This window comes from Nioella sp. (assembly GCF_964229645.1).
GTDB lineage: Bacteria > Pseudomonadota > Alphaproteobacteria > Rhodobacterales > Rhodobacteraceae > Nioella.
Genome location: NZ_CAXREX010000244.1, coordinates 14644 through 32617, shown reverse-complemented (window position 1 = coordinate 32617; position 17974 = coordinate 14644). Strand labels below are relative to the sequence as shown.

Sequence of the window (17974 nt, the reverse complement as noted above, 5' to 3'; positions counted from 1 at the left end):
CCGGCTGATTTCCCTGGCGCTTCGCCCTGCCCCGGTGACCGACCAATGGTTGCAGGAAGGCCCCGGCCTGACCGAGGTGGGCGAGGCGGCGGCAGGGCTCACGCTGGTGCAGGCCGAAAGCCCGGGGCAAGAGGCCGCGGCGATAGCGCTGAGGCTTCGCAAAGCGGCGGAGGAGGGCCGGACGGCGGCCCTGATCACGCCTGACCGGGTGCTGTCGCGGCAGGTGCGCGCGGCGCTGGAACGCTGGCGTATCGAGCCCGACGATTCCGCCGGAGAACCCCTGTCGCTGACCGCGCCGGGGCGGCTTCTGCGCCACGTGGCCGGGGCGCTGTCGCGCAAGTTGACCGCCGAGGACCTTCTGATCCTGCTCAAGCATCCGCTGACCCATTCGGGGCGCGACGATCGCGGCCAGCACCTGTTGCGCACCCGTGATCTCGAACTCGATCTTCTGCGCGGCGAGATGCCTTTTCCCAACCGCGCGCAGCTGGTGGACTGGGCCGCCAAGCGCGGCCGCGATCCCGGCGTGATGGCCTGGGTGGACTGGGTCGAGACGGCGGCGCTCGGGCTGTTCGCGCCTGGCGCCGAGCCCCTGGGCGATCACGTTGCCCGCCACCTCTCCGCAACGCGCCGCCTCGCGGCAGGACCCGAGGCAGAAGGCGAGGGCGCATTGTGGCAGAAGTCCGAGGGCGAGGCCGCGCGCAAGCTGATGGACAGCCTGCAGGAAGAGGCCGAGGCCGGGGGGGCGATGACCGCCGCCGAATACCGCGACCTCGTCACCGCACTGCTGGCTGCCGAAGAGGCGCGCGACCCGCTGGCGCCCCATCCCGGCGTGATGATCTGGGGCACGCTCGAAGCCCGGGTGATGGGGGCCGACCTGGTGATCCTGGCGGGGCTGAACGAGGGCACCTGGCCGCAGGCACCGGGCGCGGACCCGTGGCTCAATCGCAAGATGCGCGCTGAGGCGGGCCTGCGCCTGCCCGACCGCACCATCGGGCTCTCGGCGCATGACTTCCAGCAATCGGTTGCCGGGGCCGAGGTGTGGTTGTCGCGCTCCAGGCGGGACGCGGAAACGGAAACCGTGCCCTCGCGCTGGCTCAACCGGATCGTGAATCTCATGAAAGGCGCCAGCGAGGAAAGCCGCGCCGCGCTGGCGGCAATGGAAGCGCGCGGCGCGCAATGGCTGTCCTGGGCCGCGCGGCTGGATGAACCCGAGGCGCGCGTGCCCCCCGCCACCCGGCCCGCGCCTGCGCCCCCCGCCGAGCAGCGGCCGGACAGGCTCTCGGTCACGCAGGTCGAGAAGCTGATCCGCGACCCCTACTGGGTCTATGCCCGCAAGGTGCTGGACCTGGAGCCGCTGACGCCTGTGCGCCAGCAGCCCGACGCGCCGCTGCGCGGCACCGTGCTGCACGCGGTCCTGCACGATTTCATCGAGCAGACCCGCGCGGGCCTGCCCGATGCGCCTGAGGCACTGTTGATGGAGATCGCCGAACGGGTGCTGGAAGACCAGGCGCCCTGGCCCGCCGCCCGCCGGCTCTGGCGCGCCCGCATCGCCCGCATCGCGCCCTGGTTCGTCGCCACCGAACGCGCGCGGCGGCAGTTGGGCCGGCCCGATCTGCTGGAGGTCAGGGGCGCGGCCGAGATCGGCCGCAAGGGCTTTACCCTCAGCGCCATGGCCGACCGCATCGACCGGACCCCGGACGGGCAAGTTCTTATATATGATTACAAGACCGGCAGCGCACCCTCTGACAAGCAGGAAAAGGCGTTCAACAAGCAGCTCTGGCTCGAAGCGGCGATGGCCGCCAAGGGCGCGTTCGGAGAAGAGATGCAGACCGCGCGGATCGCCTATGTCGCGCTTGGCTCTGGCGGCAAGATCAGGGACCACGCGGTGACGCCTGCGGAAGTGGCCGAGATCGAGCGCGGGTTTTCCCGGCTGCTTGACCATTACCTCAATGAAAACAGTGGCTTCACCTCGCGCTACGCGATGGAGGAAATGAAGTTCGAAGGCGATTACGATCACCTCGCGCGCTTCGGCGAATGGGACGAAACGCAAGAGGCCAGGCCAGTGAGGGTCGGGCGATGAGAAACCGGCCCGATGACGCCACCCAGGCCCAGATCACGGCCGCCCTGCCGGACCGCTCCACCTGGCTTTCGGCCAATGCGGGCAGCGGCAAGACGCGGGTTCTGACCGACCGCGTGGCGCGACTTCTTCTACAAGATATTCCGCCCGAGCGCATCCTCTGCCTGACCTACACCAAGGCTGCCGCGTCCGAGATGCAGAACCGGCTCTTCACCACGCTTGGCGAATGGGCGATGAAGTCGGACGAGGCCCTGCGCGGCGACCTGCTGAAGCTTGGCCTGCCCGAACCCGCGCTCACGCCACCGCTGCTGTCGCAGGCGCGCACCCTCTTTGCCCGCGCGATCGAAACGCCCGGCGGGCTCAAGATCCAGACTATCCATTCCTTCTGCTCGGCGGTGCTGCGCCGTTTCCCGCTGGAGGCGCAGGTCGCCCCCAATTTCACCGAGATGGACGATCGCGCGCAGGCGCTGCTCTGCGCCGATGTGCTGGACGGCATGGCCGAGACCGCCGGGGCAGAGCGCGCCGCGCTCGATGCGATGGCGGCCCATGTGTCGGGCGACGATCCGATGCCGCTTGTCCGCGCGATCCTGTCGAAACGCACCGGGTTCGAGAAGGCCTATCCCGACGCCGACATTTACGCCTGGTTCGGCCTGCCCGCCGGTTTCGACACCGATGCGCTGATAGGCCAGATCTTCGAGGGCGGCGAGCAGGACCTGTGCACCGTGGTGGCGGGCAAGCTCGACCCTTCGAAATCCAACCATCGCTCGAATCTCGAGCGCATCGCGACCGTCAACTGGTCCAATCCGGGCCTTGCCGACATCGCTGCGCTGGAGTCCGTCTTCCTGACCGGCTCGAACACCAGGACCCCGGACAGCCCCAAGATCGGCAATTTCCCCACCATCGCGATCTGGGGCCAGATGTCGGCCATACACGGGCCGCTGGAGGCCTTCATGTTGCGCCTCGCCGAGGCGCGCCCCCTGCGCCGCGCGCTTGGCGCTGCTGAACGGGCCGTGGCGCTCAACGGCTTCGCGCGCGCCTTCCTGCCGGCCTATGACAACGCCAAGGCCGCGCTTGGCTGGCTCGATTTCGACGATCTCATCCACCGCACCCGCAGGCTGCTGTCGGTCAGCGCCGTGGCGCAATGGGTGCTCTTCCGGCTCGATGGCGGCATCGACCATATCCTCGTGGACGAAGCGCAGGACACCTCGCCCGAACAATGGGACATCGTGCGCCAGCTGGCCGAGGAATTCGCCACCGGATCGGGCGCGCGCGAAAACGTGGCGCGCACCATCTTCGTCGTGGGCGACAAGAAACAGTCGATCTATTCCTTCCAGGGGGCCGATCCCGACGGGTTCGACCGCATGCGCGCCCATTTCGAGAAGCGGCTGACAGCCGTCGGCGCGGCGTTCCAGAACCGTGATCTCGTCTATTCCTTCCGCTCCGCCCCGCCGATCCTGAAGGTGGTGGACACGGTCTTCGAAGGCGTGTCGCAGGCCGGTGTGGGCGATGCGGTTCAGCACAAGGCCTATTTCACGGACCTGCCGGGGCGCGTGGATGTCTGGCCGCTGGTCGAACCGGGCGACAAGCAGCCCGACGTGGAATGGGACGACCCGATCGACCGGCGCTCCGACCACCACCACACGGTGCGCCTGGCCCGTGCCGTGGCCGAGGAAATCGAGCGCATGGTCAAGGCGCGCCTGCCCATCGTGCATAAGAAGGAACGCCGCGCCATCGGCTACGGTGATATCCTGATCCTCGTTCAGCGCCGCTCGGCCCTGTTTCACGAGCTTATCGCCGCGATCAAGGCGCGCAACCTGCCCATTGCCGGGGCCGACCGGATGCGGCTGGCCGCTGAACTGGCGGTCAAGGACCTCACGGCGCTTCTGTCCTTCCTGGCCACGCCCGAAGACAGCCTGTCCCTCGCCGCCGTCCTGCGCTCGCCGCTTCTGGGCTGGACCGAGGACGCCCTGCACAAGCTCGCCCATGGCCGAAGCAGCCGTTTCCTGTGGCGCGCCCTGCAGGAGCGGTCCGAGGAGTTCCCCCAGACCGTCGCGCTCTTGCAGGACCTGCGCGACCGGGCCGATTTCCTGCGCCCCTATGACCTTCTGGAACGGGTTCTGATCCGCCACGACGGCCGCCGCCGCTTCCTTGCCCGCATGGGCGGCGAGGCCGAGGACGGGATCGACGCGATGCTGGCCCAGGCCCTCGCCTTCGAGCGGATGGAGGTGCCCAGCCTCACCGGGTTCGTCGGCTGGCTTCAGGCCGATGACGTGCAGATCAAGCGCGACCCGGGCAGCGCCGGGGACCAGATCCGGGTCATGTCGGTGCATGGCGCCAAGGGGCTGGAGGCCCCGGTCGTCTTCCTGCCCGACACCGCCGTGCGCCAGTCCAACAACCTCGCCCCCAAGCTCTTCACGCCCGAGGGCGGCCCGGTCTGCTGGGGCGGTTCGAAGGATGAAAGCCCCGCGATCCTGCATCCCGAATACGAGGCCGAGAAAGAGCGCGAGGCCGAGGAACGCAACCGCCTGCTCTACGTCGCCATGACGCGGGCCGAAAGCTGGCTGATCGTCTGCGCCGCGGGCGAGGTCGAGAAGGGCCAGTCGACGGGCTGGTATCCGCATGTGGCCGAGGCGGTGCGCGCGCTTGGACCGGCCCCGGTCGACACGCCGACGGGGAAGGGGATGCGGCTTGAATCGGGCGACTGGACCCCGGTTGCGGGCGACGCGCCAGCCACCGCCGCGCCCGCGCCACTGCCCGGCTGGATCCGCACCCGCCCGCCTGCCGCGCCCGAGGTCACGCAGCCCCTGTCACCTTCCGCCCTGGGGGGCGACAAGGCGCTGCCCGGCGAAAGCGGGGGGCTCGACGAAGAGGCCGCCAAGCAGCGCGGCCGGCGGCTGCATCTCCTGCTCGAACACTTGCCAGACCTGCCGCAATCGGACTGGCGCGCCATCGCGCCCGACATCCTCTCGGTCGAGGGCGCGCTTTCGGACGAGGACCTGGCCGAGCTCTTCGACGAGGCCGAGCGCTGCCTCACCACGCCTGGCCTCGCGCCGCTCTTCGCGCCCGGGGCGCTGGCCGAAGTGCCCCTGTCTGCCCCCAGCCCGACGCTTGGCGGGCGGCTTTCGGGGCAGATCGACAGGCTGGTCATCGCGCCTGACCGGGTGCTGGCCGTCGATTTCAAGTCCAACGCGGTGGTCCCCGACCGGCCCGAAGCCACGCCCGAGGCGCTCCTGCGCCAGATGGGCGCCTATGCCGAGATGCTGGCCGCGATCTACCCCGACCGCCGGATCGACACCGCCATCCTCTGGACCCGCGCCGCCAGCCTGATGGAGCTTCCCGCCAGCCTGACAGGCGCGGCCCTGGCCCGCGCCGCAGAGGGTTCCGGGACCGCCTGACTGCGCCCTTGTGCACGATCTGCCCGCCGCCTGCGCACAGCCGGGGCGGGCACCAACGGCTCAATTCGTCTGCACGCCCGGTGTACAGGGGGTGTACGGGGGGTGTACGCATGGCGCCCCCCCGTTTCGGGGCGGCATCACGTCTTTGCAAGGCGGCCATGCATCCGCTTGACCTTGCCCATCACGGTGCCTAGGTTTTCGCCCTGACACGCATTCACATCCTTCAGGAGGGCTAGATATGGCCACCGTCGCCGTCACCGACGCAACATTTGACGCCGAAGTCAAACAATCCGATGTCCCCGTCGTGGTGGATTTCTGGGCCGAATGGTGCGGCCCCTGCCGCCAGATCGGCCCCGCCCTCGAAGAGATCTCCGAGGAAATGGCCGGCAAGGTCAAGATCGTCAAAGTCAACGTCGACGAAAACCCCAATTCCCCCATGCAGTTAGGCGTTCGCGGCATCCCGGCGCTGTTCCTGTTCAAGGGCGGGGAAGTGGTGTCGAACAAGATCGGCGCGGCGCCCAAGGCGGCCCTGCAAAGCTGGATCGAAGGCGAAATCTGAGCGCCCTCAACTCAAGACAGAACCCCCGCCGCGGCCTGGCCCGGCGGGGGTTTTTCTTTGCCGACTCAGCAGCAAAAGAAAAGCGGCGCCGAGGGGGGCGCCGCTTTCCGTCATGTGTCTCCGGGCAATAGGGAGAGTCCCGGAGACTGGGAGCTCATCAGCCCTTGGAGAACTCGGGATAGGCTTCCATCCCCAGTTCGGACATGTCGAGACCGGTAATCTCGTCTTCCTCGCTGACGCGGATGCCCATCACGGCCTTCAGGATGACCCACAGGATCAGGCTGGCCACGAAGGTGAACACGCCGTAGGCCGCGATGCCGATCAGCTGGGTGCCGAGGCTTGCGCCATCGTTGTAGAAGACGACCGCGATCGTGCCCCAGATGCCGGCGAAGAGGTGCACGGGAACCGCGCCGACCACGTCGTCGATCTTGAGCTTGTCGAGGAAGGGCACGGCGAAGACCACGATCACGCCACCGACAGCACCGATCCAGAGCGACCCGAAGAGCGTGGGGGCCAGGGGCTCTGCGGTGATGGACACGAGGCCAGCCAGCGCGCCGTTCAGCACCATGGTCAGGTCGACCTTGCCGAACATCAGCTGGGTCAGGATCATCGCGGTCACCGCACCGGCAGCGGCTGCCATGTTGGTGTTGGCGAAGATGCGGCTGACGTCGGACACGTCACCGACGGTGCCCATGGCCAGCTGCGAGCCGCCATTGAAGCCGAACCAGCCGAGCCACAGGATGAACGTGCCAAGCGTGGCAAGTGCCAGGTTCGAGCCCGGGATCGGGTTCACGCGGCCATCTTTGCCATACTTGCCGATACGCGGGCCGAGGATGATGGCGCCGGCCAGGGCGGCCCAACCACCCACGGAGTGCACGACGGTCGAGCCTGCGAAGTCGGAGAAGCCCATCTCGGACAGCCAGCCGCCGCCCCACTGCCAGGAGCCGGAGATCGGGTAGAGAACACCGGTCAGCAGCACCACGAAGACCAGGAAGGGCCACAGCTTGATACGCTCGGCCAGCGCACCCGACACGATCGAGGCGGTGGCGGCGACGAACACCAGCTGGAAGAAGAAGTCCGAGCCGACGGAGGCATAGTCGAGCGCGGCATCGGCGGCGGCAACGCCAACCGGGTCCAGCGTGGTCGGCACGAAGAAGCTGCCGATATAGCCGTTGAATTCACCCGGATACATCAGGTTGAAACCCATCAGCCAATACATGATGGCCGCGATCGAGTAGAGCGCGATGTTCTTGGTCATCTGCATTGTGACGTTCTTGGACCGCACCAGGCCCCCTTCGAGCATGGCGAAGCCTGCCGCCATGAAGAAGACGAGGAAACCTGCCATGCAGAACAGCAGGGTGGTCATGATGTAGGGGCCGATTTCGTCGAAGCCCGGAACGGCTTCGGCTTCCTGGGCGAGGCCCATCGTGGGCAGCAGGACTGCCGCGAGGGCAACTGCCGGAAGAAACTTTCTGACTTGCATGGTTCTTATCCCTGGTTCTGACAGTTGCTTACAGCGCGTCTTCGTTGGTCTCGCCGGTGCGCACACGCACGGCCGAGGCCACATCGAGGACGAAGATCTTGCCGTCGCCGATCTTGTCGGTGCGGGCGGTGGACTGGATGGTTTCGACGACCTGGTCGGCCATCGAGGCGGCGACGACGATTTCCAGCTTCACCTTGGGCACGAAGTTCACGGCGTATTCCGCGCCACGGTAAATTTCCGTGTGACCGGACTGGGAACCAAAGCCCTTGATCTCGGTCACCATCATGCCGCGCACGCCGATGGAGGTCAGAGCTTCGCGGACCTCCTCCAGCTTGAACGGCTTGATTGCTGCAATGATGAGTTTCACGGTGTTACCCTTCCGTTGTTGTGGGCTTGTCACCCAGACGTCGCCAAGACAGACCCGGGCGGCGGCAAGAGCAACGAAACGGGGGTAAGGAATGGGTAAGGTTCAGGGGTTCTGGCAAATTTTTTGCACGAATTTGTGCATTTGATTATTTTTTAGACACCTTCGAGTTTCGGCACTGCGGCGAGACCACTCCACAAACGACTCGATTTCACCTATGTTGCCGACAAACGAGCAGGAACAGGCATGAGTAATTCAAGGAACGGTGGCGGGCGCGGAACGCGTGGCGGGCGCAGGCTGGTGGCAGACCGGCGCAATGCTGCACCTGCGAAGGCGCCGCGCGCGAAAACCCGCGCACCGCGGCGCGGACGGTCTGCGCGCACGCGCAGGCCACGCCGCGGCGGTATCCTCGGTGCCATCGGCGCGCTGTTCCGCTTCATCTGGCGTCTCGTTTTCGGGATCATGTGGCGCGGGGCGCTGGCCCTTGTCCTGATCCTGGCCGGGGCAACCGCCTACATGTACACGACCCTGCCCGACGTGACCGAACTGGTCGACGGGCGCGCGCGTGGCTCGGTCACGATGCTGGACCGTGACGGCAATGTCTTTGCCTGGCGAGGCGACCAATATGGCGGGCTGATCGACACCAACAGCGTCGACCCGGACATCCTCAACGCCATCGTCGCGACCGAGGATCGGCGCTTCTTCAGCCATTGGGGCATCTCGCTTCGCGGCATCGCCTCGGCCATTCGCATCAACCTGCGCGAAGGGCGCGGGCCGCTGGAGGGTCATGGCGGGTCCACCATCACGCAGCAGGTGGCCAAGCTCTTGTGTCTTGGAGTGGCCTTCGACCCCGACGAATGGGAAAGCGAGGCGGCCTACGAGGCCGACTGCCGCCGGGGCAGCCTGTGGCGAAAGATCCAGGAAGTGCCTTTCTCGCTGGCGATGGAGCTGCGCTACACCAAGGACGAGATCCTGACGATCTATCTCAACCGCGCCTATATGGGCGCGGGGGCCTATGGGGTGGAGGCCGCAACCCAACGTTATTTCGGGCACTCCGCGACCGAGGCAAGCCCGTCGGAGGCCGCTATTTTGGCCGGGCTTCTGACCGCGCCGTCGCGCTATGCCCCGACCTCCAGCCTGCAACGGTCGCATGACCGCGCGGCGGTCGTGCTGCAACTGATGGCGGACCAGGGCTATCTCAGTGCCGCTCAGGTGGCCGAGGCCCGGGCAAACCCGGCGACGCTGTCAGAGGCCGCACAGGCCAATGCGGGCGGCTACTTCGCCGATTGGGTGATGACGCAAGGGCCAGACTTCCTGCTGCGTGACACGACCGAGGACGTGATCATCCGCACCACCTTCGACCCGCTGATCCAGGCGGCGGCCGAGGCGGCGCTGGAAGAGGTCTTTGCCAACCAGGTGCGCGAGGGATCCGAGGCAGAGGCAGCCATTATCGTGATGGATGCCGATGGCGCGGTGCGCGCGATGGTGGGCGGGCGACAATCGGGCACCGGCCTGTTCAACCGCGCGACAATGGCGATGCGACAACCGGGATCTGCCTTCAAGCCCTTCGTCTATGCCACGGCGCTGGATCTTGGCTGGCGGTTTGACGACCTGATCGCGGACGCTCCGCTGACCATCGACATTCCCGGATCAGGCCCCTACAGCCCGCGAAATTATACCGGCGAATTCTACGGCATGGTCACCCTGACCGAGGCGTTGCGGGCCTCGCTGAACACGCCTGCGGTGCGCCTGTCGGAACAGGTCGGGCGTGATCTCGTGCGCACGGTGGCTTCCGAATTCGGGATCGAGAGCGACCTGGCCCTTGGCCCCGCGCTGGCGCTTGGCGCGTCGGAATCGACGCTGATCGAGATGACGGGGGCCTATGCGGGCATTCTCAACGGAGGCTCGGCAGTGACGCCTTACGGGCTGATCGACCTGCGCCTGATCGGGGATACCGAGCCGATGATGGGCCAGGGCGGGGGTATCCGCGAGCGGGTGATTTCCGAATACGCCGCGCGGCAGCTGACTTACATGATGGCGCAGGCCGTGGCACAGGGCACAGGCCAGCGCGCGCAACTGTCCGACCGGCCCGTGGCGGGCAAGACCGGCACCACGACCTCGGCGCGCGACGCCTGGTTCATCGGCTTCACCGCCGATTACGTGGCCGGGGTCTGGATGGGCTATGACGACAACTCGCCTTTGTCCGGCGTGACGGGCGGCGGTCTGCCTGCGGAAATCTGGCGGCTGACGATGGAAGAGGTGCACGATGGCATCCCGCCACGCCCTCTGCCTATGATCGACCCCGCGCAGGAAGCCCGCCCCGAAGAGGTGATCGAGGAAACCCCCGGTCGGCGTCCCGACCTGGCTGAACAGATCCTGATGGAGGTTCTGGGCCTGCTTGGCGGAAACCGGCGGAACTGATCCCGCCGGTCGCCCGGGGCCTTAGCCCATGGTGCGCAGTTCGTCGATCATCGCGTCGATGTTCCCGCGGTTGCGGTCGAGGATCGCGCCGACCTCTTCTGCCTCCGTGGTGCGCAGGTTGACGCCTGCCACGATCAGGTTGAACACGCGCGGCTGGCCCGAGCCGTCGGAGACCAGCCAGATCAGGTCATAGGGTGCTTCGCCCTGCAAGCTGATGACCGATGTGACTTCGAAGAAGTTGCGGATCGCGCGTGCGCCGGTCACGTCGATGCGGCCCCCGATCAGGTCGCGGAATTGCCGACCATACTTGCGCGAGATGTAAGAGCCGAAGACATCGGTAAAGTTGCGCCGCTGCGTCGCCGAGGCCGTGCGCCAGGCCGGACCAAGCACCGACTGCGCGATGATCGGCATGTCGGCGTAGCGGTCCAGAAGCCCTTCGAATTCCTGGAACATGCGGTTTTCTGGGCGGCCGAGGTTGATCAGCACCATCAACTCGTCCACGAGGCCCGAGACCAGCCGCTCGGCCCCGTCGACGGTCAGTGCCCAAAGGCGCCCCGGCACTGCTGCCGTTCCCACCAGGGCGGCGGAGAGGCCGAGAAAGGCGCGACGGGTGAGGCCGAGATCATTGAGCATATGGGTCCTCGTAGGGATCGGAATAGGGATCCGCGTAGGGATCGGAATAGGGGTCGAAATATTCCTGTTCCTGGCCGCTGTTCTGGCGAAGCTCATACCGGCGGTTGGACAGGTAAATCAGACGCAACTGCGCGTAGCCATCGGCGCTTTCGTAATAGAGGCGGTCGATTTCATCGCCAAAGTCATACCGGGTTCCGAAGCGACCGATCACGTTCAAACCGGTGACATAGTCGCTGTCGGGCGGGTCGAACACGAAGCGTGTCGGGTTCATGACCCCATCGACGATCAACCCCACGGTGTCGCGGCTGGTGGACGGGCCGTAGATGGGCAGCATGACGAAGTCACCTTCGGGAACGCCCCAGACATGCAGCGTTTCGCCAAAATCCGTCTGCTCGGCGTAAAGCCCCATCTCGGCGGCCGGATCGAGCAGGCCGCCAAGTCCGATGGTCGTGTTGACCAGGAACCGGAACGTGTTGCGCAGGGCATCGTCGAAGCGAAGCTGGAGCACATCGTTCACCACGTAGAGCGGTTGATCGAGGTTCGAGGCAACGTTGCCGATCCCGTCGCGCACGGGCTCTGGAACAATGGTGCCATATCCCTGAGCGGTCGGACGGATCAGCGCGCGGTCCACAGTGACGTTGAAATCATGCATGGCCCGATTCGCGGATTCGTCTGGGTCGTTGACCACGCCCTCACCCGGCAGCACTGCCGGGCCACAGGCGCTTAGCGCCAACAGGATAAGGCCGGTAACCGCCCCGGCCACGCGATGAATGGGCATGGCAGCACGCAATGGAATTCTCTTCAATGCTTCCGTAGTGTTCCTACAATAGGATGTCAGAACGTAATTATAAGTCAGGTACCAGCGGCGTGAGGTATGTTTCGCAGAAATTTGCGCATTTTGTGATCGGACAGCCATCATTGCAGGCATCTTTCGACGCCGATTGGGTGCGTCGGTATGGCATTGACGATCTGGGTCGCGATTGATGTCCAGCATTGCCCGACCTTCAATTGCTGAACACTCGCGGGAACTGACAGTCGCGCGCCGACGGAACCGGGGCCTTATCTGGGCCGTGTTCCTGTTCTCGCTCTTTACCAACGCTCTGATGCTGACGGGCCCCCTTTACATGTTGCAGGTCTATGACCGGGTTCTGGGCAGCCGGTCCGAGGAAACCCTGCTGGCGCTGTCGCTTCTGGTGGCCTTCCTCTTTCTCATGATGGGGCTTCTCGATTATGCGCGCGGCAGGGTGGCGTCGCGCATTGGGGCGCGGTTCCAGGATGGGCTGGATGAGCGTGTTTTCCGGGCCACCCTGGCGCGGGCCGGGCGCACGGGCCAGCCGCAGACGGGGCTGTCCGATCTCGAGGCGATCCAGCGGCTTTTGTCCTCGCCCGTTTTCCTGGCCATTTTCGATCTGCCCTGGACACCGCTCTTTCTGCTGGCAGTTTTCGTGTTCCATCCCTGGCTTGGCTGGCTTGCGCTTGGGGGCGGGGTGGTGCTGATCCTGATCACCCTGATCAACCAGAGCCGCTCGGCCGAGCCCCTGCGCGACGCGACTCGCGCGGCAATGCTGGCCGACCGGGCGGCCAGCCGCCTGCAATCGGAGGCAGAGCTTGTGCAAAGCCTCGGGATGCAGACCCGCGCCCTCGACCGTTGGCGTGCCCTGCGCTCGGCCGCTCTTGGCGATGGCATCGCGGCGGCGGACAGGGTGGGGGGCTACACCACCCTGACCAAGACGCTGCGGCTCTTCCTGCAATCGGCCATGCTCGGCCTTGGGGCTTACCTCGTGTTGCAGGGGGAACTGACCGCAGGCGCGATGATCGCGGGTTCGATCCTGATGGGCCGGGCGCTGGCCCCGATCGAACTGGCAATCGGTCAATGGCAGGTCGTGGCGCGGGCCCGCGATGGCTGGCAGCGCTTGCAGGCGCTCTTGTCCGAGGAACGTCCCGAGCCCGCGCGCCTGCCGCTGCCGCGCCCCCGTGCGATGCTGGAGGTCAACCAATTGTCCGTCGTGCCACCGGGCGCGACCCAGGCCACCCTGCGCGGGGTCAGTTTCCGGGTGCAGCCGGGGCAGGCCGTGGGCGTGATCGGGCCATCGGGCGCGGGAAAATCGACGCTGGCCAAGGCGCTGACGGGGGTCTGGAGGCCGGCAGGGGGTCAGATCAGGCTCGATGCCGCGACGCTCGACCAATACGATCCCGATACGCTCGGGCAACTGATCGGCTATCTGCCGCAAACCGTCACGCTGTTCGATGGCACGCTTGCCCAGAACATTGCCCGGCTGGAGGCCTCGCCGGACCCCGATATGGTGGTCAACGCGGCCCGGCGGGCCGCGGCCGATGACCTGATCCGTCGTCAGCCACAGGGCTATGACACGCAGATGAGCACCGAGGGCGGGCGGCTGTCCGGCGGGCAGATCCAGCGCGTCGGTCTGGCCCGTGCCCTCTACGGCGATCCCGTTCTGCTGGTGCTCGACGAGCCCAATTCCAACCTCGACAACGAGGGCACCGAGGCGCTGAACCGCGCGATCCGCGACATGAAGGCGGCCGGGAATGCGGTGCTGATCATGGCGCACCGACCCGCGGCGATCCGCGAATGCGAGATGTTGCTGGTGCTCGACGGCGGCGGCGCGCGCATGTTCGGGCCGCGAGACGAGGTCCTGGCACGGGTGTTGCAGAATGCCGACCAGGTGGTCGCCGCGACCCGCGCCCCATCGGCACAAGGGGGGGTGAGCTGATGGCAGGAGACCGCCAATTTTGGTCGGCCCGCGCCCCGCTGGCGCTCGGATATATCGCGATTGCAGTTCTTGTCGGCGGGTTCGGGGCCTGGGCGGCCCTCTCCAACATCGCTGGCGCAGTCGTTGCCAGCGGCCAGATAGAGGTCGACCGCAATCGCCAGGCGGTCCAGCACCCGCAGGGGGGCGTGGTCCTGACGCTTGACGTGATCGAGGGCCAGCGAGTGGCCGAGGGCGAGGTCCTGATGCGGCTCGATCCCTCGACGATCCACTCGAACCTGGCAGTGATCCGGGCACAGCTGAACGAATGGCGCGCCCGTCAGGCGCGACTGGAGGCCGAGCGGGACCTTGCGACCCGTATCGCCTTTCCCTCGGACCTGCTGGAAACGGCGGCCACCGATCCCGACCTGGCCGACGTGCTGGAAGGGCAGCGAAACCTCTTTGCCGCGCGGGCCGAGACGCTCGCGCAGGAGGTCGATCAACTGGGCCGCCGCGCCGACCAGATCCGTGCCCAGATCGACGGTTTCACAGCCCAGGACCAGGCTTTGCGGGACCAGCGCAGCCTGGTGCTGGCCGAGTTGGAGAACGTTCAGAACCTGGTCGAGCGAGGGCTGGCCGAGGCATCCCGCGCACTGACCTTGCAGCGCGAGGCAGCGCGTCTTCTGGGCAGCATTGGAGAGATCGAGGCCGCGTCGGCCGAAGCCGAAGGGCGCATCACCGAGATCGAGTTGCAGGTGCTCCAGCAGCAGACAGCACGACGGGAAGAGGCGATTGCCGAACTGCGCGAGGTGCGGGTTCAGCAGGCGGAACTGATCGAGCGCGAACGCGTTCTGGAACGGCAGCTGGAAGACAGCGAGATCCGGGCGCCCGTCGCAGGCGTGGTCTATGGGCTCGCGGTGTTTGGCACCCGCTCGGTTGTCCAAGCGGCTGAGCCTGTGCTCTACCTGGTGCCGCAGGACCGGCCGCTGGTGATTTCGACCCGGATTGCGCCCACGGATGTCGACGAGGTCTTCGTTGGCCAGTCGGTCACGCTGCGCTTCCCGGCCTTCGACATGCGTAGCACGCCGGAACTGTTCGGGCAGGTGCGCCAGGTCTCTGCCGATGCATTCGTCGACAGCGCTTCGGGCGCCAGCTTCTACGAGGCCGAGATCGTGCTGAACGAGGGAGAGGCCAGCCGCCTGGGCGGCGAGACCCTGCTGCCCGGCATGCCGGTCGAAGCTTTTATCCGAACAGAGGATCGGACACCACTGACCTACCTGCTGCGTCCCCTGACGGATTACTTCAACCGCGCTTTCCGCGAGGGATAGAGGTGTCGCCGCGCCGCTGGCGCGTCGACCCGCGCGATCCGGCGCGGATCGCGGTCGAATTTTCCCAAAATTCGCTCGGGGGCGCTGCCCCCGAACCCCCGGAGTATTTTCGCCAAGAAGAAGAGCATGTCGTTTTCTGGAGGTCATGCAGCCGTTCCCGGGCTTGCCGGGGACTGGTCCCCCGCCTAGGGTGCCCGCGAGCCACGCAGAGCATCGAGGAGAGCGACGCCATGAGCAATTTCGAAACCCGGCTTGCCGATATGGGTGTCACCCTGCCTGACGCTCCGGCCCCCGCGGCCAACTACGTGCCTTTCGTGATGGTGGGCGACATCGTCTATGTCTCGGGGCAGATTTCGAGCGACGAAAGCGGCCTGATCACCGGCAAGCTTGGCGCGGACATGTCGACCGAAGAGGGCGCTGCAGCCGCGCGTCGCTGTGCCATCAGTCTGCTGGCGCAGGTCAAGGCGGCCTGCGGGGGAAATCTGGATCGCCTGGTGCGCGTGGTCAAGCTGACCGGTTTCGTCAACTCCACCGCCGACTACACCGAGCAGCCAAAGGTGGTGAACGGCGCATCTGATTTCCTGGTTGAAGCCCTGGGCGATGCCGGGCGGCACAGCCGTTCTGCCGTTTCGGCGGCGGCGCTTCCCCTTGGTGTCGCGATCGAGATCGAGGGAATCTTCCAGATCAAATGACGCTGCCCGCTGCCTTTCTTGGCGCTCCGATCGCGCATCGGGGCCTGCATGACCTTACCGATGGGCGGCCGGAGAACAGCCTGGCCGCCCTGCGCGCCGCGATGGAGGCGGGTTTCGGGGTGGAGCTGGATCTACAGCTGTCCTCGGACGGCGTGGCGATGGTGTTCCACGACTACGAGCTGGACCGGGTGACGGCTGAAAAAGGCCAGGTCAAACGGCGCAGCGCGGCTGAATTGGCAGAGATTGCCCTGAATGGCGGGACCGAGGGCATCCCGAGCCTGCGGCAGGTGCTGGACCTTGTGGCTGGCCGCGTTCCGCTGCTGTTGGAAATCAAGGAGCAGTCCCGCGTGATGGGTCCCGTGGACGGGGCGCTGGAGGCTGCGATTGCCCGCGATCTAAGCGGATACGCAGGCCCCGTGGCGGTCATGAGCTTCAACCCGGCCTCGGTTCTGGCGTTCGGCCAAGAGGCCCCGGATGTGCCCCGCGGCCTGACCAGTGGCAGCTATGATGATCCGGAATGGGCCCCCCTGGGGCAGGCGCGGCTGGATCATTTCCGTGCTCTGGCCGATTTCGGGCCGACAGGCGCCTGCTTCATCAGCCACTACCACGAGGACCTAGGCGACCCGGCGGTGGCCGAGCTGAAAGCGCGCGGTGTGCCGGTCCTATGCTGGACCATCCGCTCACCCGGGGCCGAGGCGCAGGCACGGCGCATTGCCGACAACATCACCTTCGAGGGCTACATGCCACAGGTACAGGCGCGCGATTGATCTTCCGTCACGGCGTCCCATCTGTGGAAGGGAATGCGAGGGACCACCATGGACGGCGAAACCCCGGTCGAGATCACCGCACTGGCCAGCCTGTCGGATATTCCGGCACGCGACTGGGATGCCTGCGCCTGCCCGGAAGCGGCAGAGGGCGGGCGGCCCCGCGATCCGTTCACCACGCACCGGTTTCTCAGTGCGCTGGAACGCAGCGGCTCGGTCGGGCCCGGCAGTGGTTGGCAGCCCCGCTACCTTGTGGCCCGAACGGGCAGCCAGGTGATTGCCGTCGCACCTCTCTATGCCAAGGGCCACAGCCAGGGCGAATACATCTTCGATCACAACTGGGCCCATGCCTATGAGCAGGCCGGCGGGCGCTATTATCCCAAGTTCCAGGTGGCCGTGCCCTTCACGCCGGCAACGGGCCGGCGCCTGCTGACCCGTCCGGGCTGGGACGAGATCGGGCGCGCCGCCCTGGTGCAGGGGGCGATCCAACTGACCGAGAGCCACGGCCTGTCTTCCCTGCACATCACCTTCTGCACCGAGGAAGAGGCCGAGGCGGGGGCCGAAATGGGCCTTCTGCACCGCGTCACGCAGCAGTTTCACTGGGAAAATCGCGGCTATGCCAGCTTCGAGGACTTCCTGGCCAGCCTGTCCTCGCGCAAGCGCAAGACGATCCGCAAGGAACGTGCGCAGGCGCAGGCCTTCGGCGGGGACATCGTGGCGCTGACGGGCGACGATCTGCGGCCCGAGCACTGGGATGCGTTCTGGCAGTTCTATCAGGACACCGGCGCGCGCAAATGGGGCAGCCCCTACCTGACCCGCGAATTCTTCGACCTTGTGCAGGAAGAAATGCGCGACGACGTTCTGCTGGTGCTGGCATTGCGTGGCGGAAGACCGGTTGCCGGGGCGCTCAACTTCATCGGGCGTGAGGTGCTCTTTGGCCGCTACTGGGGCTGTATCGAGCACCACCCCTGCCTGCATTTCGAGCTGTGCTATTACCAGGCCATCGACGCCGCCATCGCGCGCGGGCTGTCCCGGGTCGAGGCGGGCGCGCAGGGTGAACACAAGCTGGCGCGCGGCTACTTGCCTGCGGCAACCCACTCGCTTCACTGGCTGCGCGATCCGGGCTTTTCGGACGCCGTGGAACGATACCTTGAAGCCGAGCGCGCCGCCGTGGCGGAGGATATCGAGATTCTCACCAGTTACGGCCCATTCCGCAAAGCGACCGTGGAGGAACAGGAATGAACGACAAGTTGACCGGGATGGAACGCGACGCCGCCCTTGCCCCGCTACTGGCGGCGGGCTGGCAGATGGTCAAGGGGCGCGATGCCATCGCCAAGACATTCGTTTTCCGCAATTTCGTGGAGGCCTTCGGTTTCATGACCCGCGCGGCGCTGTGGGCGGAGAAATGGAACCACCACCCGGAATGGTCGAACGTCTACAAGACCGTGGAGGTCACGCTGACCAGCCACGACGTGGAGGGGCTCAGTGCCCGCGATGTGAAACTGGCCTGCAAGATGGATGAGTTGGCGGGGTAAGGGAAAGGCGCCCGG

14 protein-coding genes are annotated in these 17974 nt (G+C 66.4%); 10 read left to right on the top strand and 4 right to left on the bottom strand.

Going from position 1 to position 17974, the window contains the following annotated elements:
- The 3 genes from addB to trxA form a co-directional block, all read left to right on the top strand.
- On the top strand, positions 1-2080 hold a 2080-nt coding region (gene addB / locus ACEQXV_RS16585), incomplete at its 5' end, for a double-strand break repair protein AddB (protein ID WP_370270071.1).
- A complete protein-coding gene (gene addA / locus ACEQXV_RS16580) occupies positions 2077-5472 on the top strand; it encodes a double-strand break repair helicase AddA (RefSeq protein WP_370270069.1) in 3396 nt (1131 codons plus the stop codon). The genes addB and addA, both read left to right, overlap by 4 nt.
- Before the next feature lie 238 nt (positions 5473-5710).
- Positions 5711-6031, top strand: a complete 321-nt coding sequence (gene trxA, locus ACEQXV_RS16575) for a thioredoxin (RefSeq protein WP_370252465.1) — start codon at positions 5711-5713, stop codon at positions 6029-6031.
- A 157-nt stretch (positions 6032-6188) separates the two neighbouring features.
- On the opposite strand, the gene ACEQXV_RS16570 is transcribed toward trxA, so the two are convergent.
- Both ACEQXV_RS16570 and ACEQXV_RS16565 read right to left on the bottom strand, forming a co-directional pair.
- Positions 6189-7514, bottom strand: a complete 1326-nt coding sequence (locus ACEQXV_RS16570) for an ammonium transporter (RefSeq protein WP_370252463.1) — start codon at positions 7512-7514, stop codon at positions 6189-6191.
- A gap of 28 nt (positions 7515-7542) precedes the next feature.
- On the bottom strand, positions 7543-7881 hold the full coding sequence (locus tag ACEQXV_RS16565) for a P-II family nitrogen regulator (RefSeq protein WP_370252462.1): 339 nt from the start codon (positions 7879-7881) through the stop codon (positions 7543-7545).
- A 243-nt stretch (positions 7882-8124) separates the two neighbouring features.
- Between ACEQXV_RS16565 and ACEQXV_RS16560 the strand changes: the two genes are divergently transcribed.
- Entirely contained in the window at positions 8125-10299 is a 2175-nt protein-coding gene (locus ACEQXV_RS16560; RefSeq protein ID WP_370252461.1) for a transglycosylase domain-containing protein, read from the top strand.
- 21 nt (positions 10300-10320) lie between these two features.
- Here the strand turns inward: ACEQXV_RS16560 and ACEQXV_RS16555 are convergent, their stop codons facing one another.
- A complete protein-coding gene (locus ACEQXV_RS16555; RefSeq protein ID WP_370252460.1) occupies positions 10321-10932 on the bottom strand; it encodes a phospholipid-binding protein MlaC in 612 nt (203 codons plus the stop codon).
- Positions 10922-11722 carry a VacJ family lipoprotein gene (locus ACEQXV_RS16550; RefSeq protein ID WP_372526048.1) on the bottom strand — a complete coding sequence of 267 codons (801 nt, stop codon included), beginning with the start codon at positions 11720-11722 and terminating at the stop codon, positions 10922-10924. The genes ACEQXV_RS16555 and ACEQXV_RS16550 overlap by 11 nt, the downstream gene beginning before the upstream one ends.
- Positions 11723-11915: 193 nt before the next feature.
- Here ACEQXV_RS16550 and ACEQXV_RS16545 point away from each other — a divergent pair, with 193 nt between their 5' ends.
- From ACEQXV_RS16545 to ACEQXV_RS16520, 6 genes are all read left to right on the top strand, one after another.
- Positions 11916-13664: a type I secretion system permease/ATPase gene (locus ACEQXV_RS16545; protein WP_370270067.1), complete on the top strand. Its 1749-nt coding sequence runs from the start codon at positions 11916-11918 to the stop codon at positions 13662-13664.
- The gene (locus ACEQXV_RS16540; protein WP_370270065.1) at positions 13664-14968 is read left to right on the top strand and encodes an HlyD family type I secretion periplasmic adaptor subunit; all 1305 of its coding nucleotides are present in this window, start codon (positions 13664-13666) and stop codon (positions 14966-14968) included. Before ACEQXV_RS16545 ends, ACEQXV_RS16540 begins: the two co-directional genes overlap by 1 nt.
- Before the next feature lie 230 nt (positions 14969-15198).
- Entirely contained in the window at positions 15199-15660 is a 462-nt protein-coding gene (locus ACEQXV_RS16535) for a RidA family protein (protein WP_370270064.1), read from the top strand.
- The gene (locus tag ACEQXV_RS16530; RefSeq protein ID WP_370252451.1) at positions 15657-16427 is read left to right on the top strand and encodes a glycerophosphodiester phosphodiesterase family protein; all 771 of its coding nucleotides are present in this window, start codon (positions 15657-15659) and stop codon (positions 16425-16427) included. Before ACEQXV_RS16535 ends, ACEQXV_RS16530 begins: the two co-directional genes overlap by 4 nt.
- Positions 16428-16475: 48 nt before the next feature.
- Positions 16476-17666, top strand: a complete 1191-nt coding sequence (locus ACEQXV_RS16525) for a GNAT family N-acetyltransferase (RefSeq protein WP_370252450.1) — start codon at positions 16476-16478, stop codon at positions 17664-17666.
- Positions 17663-17959: a 4a-hydroxytetrahydrobiopterin dehydratase gene (locus tag ACEQXV_RS16520; protein WP_370252449.1), complete on the top strand. Its 297-nt coding sequence runs from the start codon at positions 17663-17665 to the stop codon at positions 17957-17959. Before ACEQXV_RS16525 ends, ACEQXV_RS16520 begins: the two co-directional genes overlap by 4 nt.
- Positions 17960-17974 lie beyond the last annotated feature (15 nt).

Excerpts from the sequence above, each read along its gene's own strand:
- ACEQXV_RS16555 (WP_370252460.1), bottom strand. The coding sequence starts at position 10,932 with ATGCTCAATGATCTCGGCCTCACCCGTCGCGCCTTTCTCGGCCTCTCC.
- trxA (WP_370252465.1), top strand. The coding sequence starts at position 5,711 with ATGGCCACCGTCGCCGTCACCGACGCAACATTTGACGCCGAAGTCAAA.
- ACEQXV_RS16520 (WP_370252449.1), top strand. The coding sequence starts at position 17,663 with ATGAACGACAAGTTGACCGGGATGGAACGCGACGCCGCCCTTGCCCCG.
- ACEQXV_RS16535 (WP_370270064.1), top strand. The coding sequence starts at position 15,199 with ATGAGCAATTTCGAAACCCGGCTTGCCGATATGGGTGTCACCCTGCCT.
- ACEQXV_RS16540 (WP_370270065.1), top strand. The coding sequence starts at position 13,664 with ATGGCAGGAGACCGCCAATTTTGGTCGGCCCGCGCCCCGCTGGCGCTC.
- ACEQXV_RS16525 (WP_370252450.1), top strand. The coding sequence starts at position 16,476 with ATGGACGGCGAAACCCCGGTCGAGATCACCGCACTGGCCAGCCTGTCG.
- ACEQXV_RS16560 (WP_370252461.1), top strand. The coding sequence starts at position 8,125 with ATGAGTAATTCAAGGAACGGTGGCGGGCGCGGAACGCGTGGCGGGCGC.
- addA (WP_370270069.1), top strand. The coding sequence starts at position 2,077 with ATGAGAAACCGGCCCGATGACGCCACCCAGGCCCAGATCACGGCCGCC.
- ACEQXV_RS16530 (WP_370252451.1), top strand. The coding sequence starts at position 15,657 with ATGACGCTGCCCGCTGCCTTTCTTGGCGCTCCGATCGCGCATCGGGGC.
- ACEQXV_RS16545 (WP_370270067.1), top strand. The coding sequence starts at position 11,916 with ATGTCCAGCATTGCCCGACCTTCAATTGCTGAACACTCGCGGGAACTG.
- ACEQXV_RS16570 (WP_370252463.1), bottom strand. The coding sequence starts at position 7,514 with ATGCAAGTCAGAAAGTTTCTTCCGGCAGTTGCCCTCGCGGCAGTCCTG.